Annotated in this window: 7 protein-coding genes and 1 pseudogene; 2 read left to right on the top strand and 6 right to left on the bottom strand. The window is 40.1% G+C overall.

Features of this window, described 5'->3' with window-relative positions:
- Nucleotides 1–113: 113 nt before the first annotated feature.
- Genes B4F08_RS13330 through B4F08_RS13320 form a run of 3 tightly spaced genes read right to left on the bottom strand, consistent with a single transcriptional unit; the run spans nt 114 to nt 2,947 of the window.
- Nucleotides 114–1,187 (bottom strand): DUF6670 family protein, encoded by a 1,074-nt coding sequence (locus B4F08_RS13330; RefSeq protein ID WP_119064820.1) that lies wholly within the window; start codon nt 1,185–1,187, stop codon nt 114–116.
- A gap of 30 nt (nt 1,188–1,217) precedes the next feature.
- Complete coding sequence (gene pssA / locus B4F08_RS13325) at nt 1,218–2,045, bottom strand: CDP-diacylglycerol--serine O-phosphatidyltransferase (RefSeq protein WP_086208911.1); 828 nt, start codon at nt 2,043–2,045, stop codon at nt 1,218–1,220.
- 44 nt (nt 2,046–2,089) lie between these two features.
- Nucleotides 2,090–2,947, bottom strand: a complete 858-nt coding sequence (locus B4F08_RS13320; RefSeq protein ID WP_086208912.1) for a 23S rRNA (adenine(2030)-N(6))-methyltransferase RlmJ — start codon at nt 2,945–2,947, stop codon at nt 2,090–2,092.
- A 114-nt stretch (nt 2,948–3,061) separates the two neighbouring features.
- Here B4F08_RS13320 and B4F08_RS13315 point away from each other — a divergent pair, with 114 nt between their 5' ends.
- Nucleotides 3,062–3,664, top strand: a complete 603-nt coding sequence (locus B4F08_RS13315; RefSeq protein ID WP_086208913.1) for a 2OG-Fe(II) oxygenase — start codon at nt 3,062–3,064, stop codon at nt 3,662–3,664.
- 72 nt (nt 3,665–3,736) lie between these two features.
- A complete protein-coding gene (locus B4F08_RS13310; protein WP_086208914.1) occupies nt 3,737–4,264 on the top strand; it encodes a hypothetical protein in 528 nt (175 codons plus the stop codon).
- Between the two features lie 102 nt (nt 4,265–4,366).
- Here the strand turns inward: B4F08_RS13310 and B4F08_RS13305 are convergent, their stop codons facing one another.
- The 3 genes and pseudogenes from B4F08_RS13305 to B4F08_RS13295 form a co-directional block, all read right to left on the bottom strand.
- Nucleotides 4,367–4,624 carry a DUF2789 family protein gene (locus tag B4F08_RS13305; RefSeq protein ID WP_086208915.1) on the bottom strand — a complete coding sequence of 86 codons (258 nt, stop codon included), beginning with the start codon at nt 4,622–4,624 and terminating at the stop codon, nt 4,367–4,369.
- A gap of 105 nt (nt 4,625–4,729) precedes the next feature.
- The gene (locus B4F08_RS13300; RefSeq protein WP_086208916.1) at nt 4,730–4,990 is read right to left on the bottom strand and encodes a DUF2789 family protein; all 261 of its coding nucleotides are present in this window, start codon (nt 4,988–4,990) and stop codon (nt 4,730–4,732) included.
- Nucleotides 4,991–5,157: 167 nt separating this feature from the next.
- A pseudogene (locus B4F08_RS13295) lies at nt 5,158–5,443 on the bottom strand (malate dehydrogenase); the annotation flags it as partial.

Here is a 5,443-nt window from a genome sequence, read left to right as displayed (position 1 = left end):
CGCCGATGGATGTGCATTCTACACCATTCCTAATACTACACAACCCCTTTACAGCAATTATTTATAAAAAAACTTCTACTTGTTTATTTATTCGACAAAATATTGTTTTTTTCTTATTTCTTGAGTGAAAAGGGAACAATTTCTCCAATTTCATTGCGTATTTTTTCTTGTGAGTTATGTTCTTGCCACTTTAAAGCACGACAGTCGACATATTCACAGTAGCCACTTTCACCATTTTCTTCATAGTTATCAATTTTGACTTGATATTTAAAACTTCCTACATAACCTGCTGCTAAGCCAAACTTAAAGTCTCCACGGCTCTGTGCGCAAATATGTATCCGATATCCCTGCTCACCTTGATAACACCATTCAAACTCTCGTGGTAAATACATTTTTTGCCCATTTGGCGTTTTCACAGCAGGATAAACACGATGAACTTGAAAGCGTACCATTTGGTCAAACATGGAAGTCTGCTGCTTTTTTAAATCACGTAAATAAATCCGTGACTGAACGACTCGATTAAATGAATCCCGAATTTGCTCTAATAAGAGCTGACGTTGATCTGCTAGATTAATGATTTGATATGTAAAAAAAGCTAAAGGGACATAACTAAAGTCAACACTGCGCCCATATTCAAATGCGCCGAGTTGATCTATGTCATAGTGTTGTCCTTTGTATTTTACCTCGCCCTGACACTGACACATCACCGACCAATGTTCAGCTAAGCCAAAACGTAACTTGGTAAAATGAGAAATCAAGGGTGTGGTGATAACTTCTATCTCAAAGCTTAGTTCACTATCTTTTCGTTGAATCTGAAATTTAGGAAATGCACCTATAACGTGTTCTTTGTTTGCAAATTTAAATTGTTGTTTTTCAAAAGCACATTCAGCAGAAATAGAATAGCGACTCAGTTGACCTGCCATATGCGGACTGCTACTGGCTAGAACCGTTGCTGTGTCTAGTGCTGTGGTTCTAATCGCGCTGTTATTCCGAAGCATAGGCGTGTTGGGCTGCCCGATCATACTCAAAAAATTTAAGTAATGTAATGGTGCAGGAAGATTAGGAATGGTTACAGCCTGATGAATGATTTTGTATTTCTTATTGGGCGGATGGTAGGCAGGCAAAGACCGTGAAGGAGTTTGATTAAGTTGTTTAGACTGATCGAGAAAATCTTGGAACAACCACATATCGCACTCCTTCTACATATTATTAACTCATCATGGGTTTTGTTGGCTTCGTGCTAAAAATGTCGTAACAAATCCAGATAACGCATAAATCAAGGAAATCACCAAAATACCCACAGGAATATTGTAGGTCATTGCTGCAAAAATAAAGACTGCAATCGGCAGAACAAAAAATGGAACGCGCTTGCGATCTACTGTTTTAAATGAATAATACTTAATATTCGAAATCATCAATAGACCAACAGAAACAATCACTACAGCGCTGATTGCTTGGATACCGCGCTCACGAATATCAAAAATTTCAGGAAAATCGAGCCCAACCCAAACCAATGAAATAATGATAATGGCTGCAAGTGGACTAGCCACACCAATAAAGTAACGCTTATCGACTACACCAATTTGCACATTAAAACGCGCTAAACGGAACGCAGCACATGCGGTATAGACAAAACAGCACGCTAGACCGATACGACCCAGCGAATCCAAACTCCAGCTATACATTAAAATCGCTGGCGCAACACCAAAGGCAAGTAAATCAGACAAAGAGTCATACTGCTCACCAAAAGCACTCTGCGCACCGATTGCACGTGCCACACGGCCGTCTAGGCCATCCAACAATGCTGCTAAGAAAATAGCATAAATCGCTTGTTGGAAATTACCATTCATACTAGCGATAATGGAATAAAAGCCTGACAACAACGCTGCCGTTGTAATCAGGTTCGGCCACAAATAAATACCTCGACGTTTTACTTTTTGACCTTCCTGTGTATGCTCTTCTTCTTCCACCTCGAAAGTGATCCCATCAAAGCTGGGAACACTGCGTGGAGTAGATTCGCTTTCAGGTTTATTTATATTTGTCATTTTCTGCCGATCCTAATGTAGCCTTTTTCTCTTTAAGTCTGTCTTTATTCGCCAACTAACCAACGAACAGCAGCATGACCACCATTTTCACTCATACGTAAATGCGGGAATAACCACTGTAACGCCTCATCGGCATCTTCGGAGAACTTCCAAGGCGGGTTAATCACCAATAGACCACAGCCGTTTAAGCCCACTGGAGTGTCATCTGGCCAAACACATACTTCACAGATCAACTGACGACGAATACCCGTTTTAATCATTTTCTTTTCAAAACGTTCAATCATCGCGCGGTCTTTAATCGGATACCAAATCGCAAAGACCCCTGTTGACCATTTTTTATGTGCTGCTGCAATCAGGTCAACTAACTGTGGAAAGTCTTTACGTTCAACTTCATAAGGTGGGTCAATCATCACCAAACCGCGTTTTTCTTTAGGCGGAATGACACCGAGTAAGCCTTCATACGCATCGCGCTCATGCAAACCCGCGCGTTTATCACGAACGTTGTAATACAACTGTTGGAATACATCACGCTGCATTTCAAAAATAGTGGCTTTGTCGATTTCACGCATGCCTTCTAAGGCAAACCACGGCGAACCAGGATAGGCACCTTTACCTGAACCTTCACGCATTTTTTCAACAATTTTTAAATACTGCTGAACGCCTTCAGGCGCGTTACGCTTAATTGAATCATCTAGTTTCACTAAACGATGGATGCCATTTAAAAACTCACCTGACTTTTGTGCTTCTGAAGTCGATAAATCATATTTACCAGCACCGCCATGCGTATCAATATAACGATACGGTTTATCTTTTTGATTGAGGCGAGTCAAAATCTGAAGCAAAAGAACATGCTTCATGACATCGGCAAAGTTGCCTGCATGGAAATGGTGACGGTAATTCATGTTTGTATTATTCCTAAAATCAATGAGTATTTTAGCATGAAAAATAGTTTCGTTCAGACAGCTTTCTTACACTAGAATAACAGCGGCTTTTCTTTGTCTTTTAGGTTTTATGTTATGGAAGCAGTTCTTCTCCCAAAGTCTTGGAATGTTGATCAAATCCTAGATGATTTAGATCAACATGGTTTTGCCATCATTGATGACGCCTACTCTGATGACTATGTACATCAACTCATTGAAGAATGTACTTCGAACTTAAACCGCTTTCGTGAAGCCGCTATTCAAAACGGTGTCATCAGTAAGATCCGTAGTGATCACATTTTATGGTTACATCCCGAACTCCACATTTCCAATCGACATGTACAGTCCCTTTTTAGCTTAGGTCATGAGCTCAACCGTGCTTTTTATCTTGGTATTCGGGACGTCGAAGCGCATTTTGCTTGCTATAACGCCGGCGAGTTTTATGCACTACACCGTGATAATCCTCAAGGTAAAAATGGTCGTATGATTTCTGCGGTTTACTACTTACATGAAGACTGGCAAGACAGCTGGGGAGGCGAGCTTCATCTACAAGATAAAAATAACATTTGGCACGTACTGCAACCCAAGCCAAATCGTATCGCACTGTTTCAAAGTGACTTGCTACATGAGGTTTTAAAAGCCAAACATCAGCGTTTATCAATTACCGCATGGTTACGGAGTGACAGTACAATCCTGTGATTCAGGCAATAAGACTTTAAATTGTAAAAAGCATCCTCATATACTGAACATTCATTGAGGAGGATCTAACCGATGCGTGCCAACAGTCAACACATTATTCAGCGTATTGGTGAAACAGACCAACTCTACTTACAAGGCAATAGCCCTGAATTAGCACTTGAGCGTGCTGATTTGCGCTTACAGTTAGTCACACTGAGCCAACTGCGCCAAGAGCAAGTCCACTTCTTACAAGAAGCAGTAGTGCTACTCGAACAAGGTCGAATTGAGTTTGAGGAAATGCCTCTGTCTTTGTACCTCAATTTGTCTTTGCATCTTGCTAAGGCATATATGCTGTACTTTGAAATCACCAAAGAAGATCGCTTTGCGTTGATTACACAGCAAATTTTAAAACCACTGACCAGCTATGGTCAGGGTGATATTTACCTGTTTTTGGCCTACGCCTCTGTGAGTAGAAAAGAATCTGCATTGGCACGACACTGGCTTGGCAAATATGCAAAAAGTACAGAGTTTGATTTCATTTTACTGCGTGAACATGCCGCTTTTATCAGCTTCCATCAAGAAGATTGGTTTATCAAACTCATACAAAGTAAATTACACTAAAATGTGGGCATCCAAGTTATACACCTAAAGAATAAAAAACGCCTGTGATCAGGCGTTTTTTATAGTTCAAAGACCGTGTTGATTTCAGTTGTGATCATTCATTTAAGCTGTTTGAAGCTTATAAGCATCTAAGTGCAGTTGTTGATTGAGTTCATCGACCATAATCGCCCAGTCATCATCTTGCACCAAATGGCTGATGAGTAATGCACGCTGTGCTGGATTCCAAAACGCTGCATCATGTAAAGATTGATGGGCGGGTAGTTGATGCGTACGAATATATAACTCAATGGCAGCTGCACTATTAGCAAGTCCCAGTTGAGAGAATAAAAGCTCTAAGGATGGTTTGTGTTGATTGAGCATCTCGCCCTCCTTATCAATACTATTGTCAATTGTTATTGAATTAACTTATATGTATTTTTTAAAAAAACCTAGTCTTAAAACTAGGTTTGTTGTTTCAATTTGTGATTATAAATGACACGAACCCGAAAGTTTATTTTCTGTGTGTAATTGCTCGTTTAACTGGTCAACGACCAATGACCATTCATCATCTTTTTTCCAATTGCTGATAATAAAATCATGCTGTGCTTTAGACCAAAAAGGTGCTTTATGCAATGGAACATCTGAAGTGAGTTGATGTGTGTCAATAAACTGATTTATCGCATCCGCACTTGCATCAAGCCCCAATTGCTCAAATAAAAGTTCTAAAGTCGGTTGTTGATCAAACATCATTGTTCTCCTCAAGCCCTTGATCATACCTTTACAGATTAAGGTATGCTTATTTTTTAGTCAGTTGTGTCTATATCTCAGCATGTTATTTTTTGTTCAATAAAGCATTTGTATAAAAAAAGCACCCCGAAATGGAGTGCTTTTTCAACTTAATCAGTTCGATTAAATTATTTAACCATGTCAGCAACTGCTGCACGTTCTTCTTCTAACTCGTTCAGAGTGAAGTTGATACGCTCACGGCTGAATTCGTCGATCTCAAGACCTTCAACGATTTTGTATTCGCCATTTTCAGTTGTTACAGGGAAACCGAACATTACGCCTTCTGGAATACCATAAGAACCGTCAGAAGGAATACCCATTGTTACCCATTTGCCGTTTGTACCAAGAGCCCAATCGCGCATATGGTCGATTGCAGCATTTGCAGCAGACGCAGCAGAAGACAAACCACGTGCT

Origin of the sequence: Acinetobacter sp. UBA6720 (genome assembly GCF_002454215.1) — a bacterium.
In the GTDB taxonomy this organism is placed as follows: Bacteria; Pseudomonadota; Gammaproteobacteria; order Pseudomonadales; family Moraxellaceae; genus Acinetobacter.
Note: the sequence above shows the minus strand (reverse complement) of the source record. Positions and strands in the feature narration are given on the sequence as shown.

Excerpts from the sequence above, each read along its gene's own strand:
- B4F08_RS13330 (WP_119064820.1), bottom strand. The coding sequence starts at position 1,187 with ATGTGGTTGTTCCAAGATTTTCTCGATCAGTCTAAACAACTTAATCAA.
- pssA (WP_086208911.1), bottom strand. The coding sequence starts at position 2,045 with ATGACAAATATAAATAAACCTGAAAGCGAATCTACTCCACGCAGTGTT.
- B4F08_RS13320 (WP_086208912.1), bottom strand. The coding sequence starts at position 2,947 with ATGAATTACCGTCACCATTTCCATGCAGGCAACTTTGCCGATGTCATG.
- B4F08_RS13315 (WP_086208913.1), top strand. The coding sequence starts at position 3,062 with ATGGAAGCAGTTCTTCTCCCAAAGTCTTGGAATGTTGATCAAATCCTA.
- B4F08_RS13310 (WP_086208914.1), top strand. The coding sequence starts at position 3,737 with ATGCGTGCCAACAGTCAACACATTATTCAGCGTATTGGTGAAACAGAC.
- B4F08_RS13305 (WP_086208915.1), bottom strand. The coding sequence starts at position 4,624 with ATGCTCAATCAACACAAACCATCCTTAGAGCTTTTATTCTCTCAACTG.
- B4F08_RS13300 (WP_086208916.1), bottom strand. The coding sequence starts at position 4,990 with ATGTTTGATCAACAACCGACTTTAGAACTTTTATTTGAGCAATTGGGG.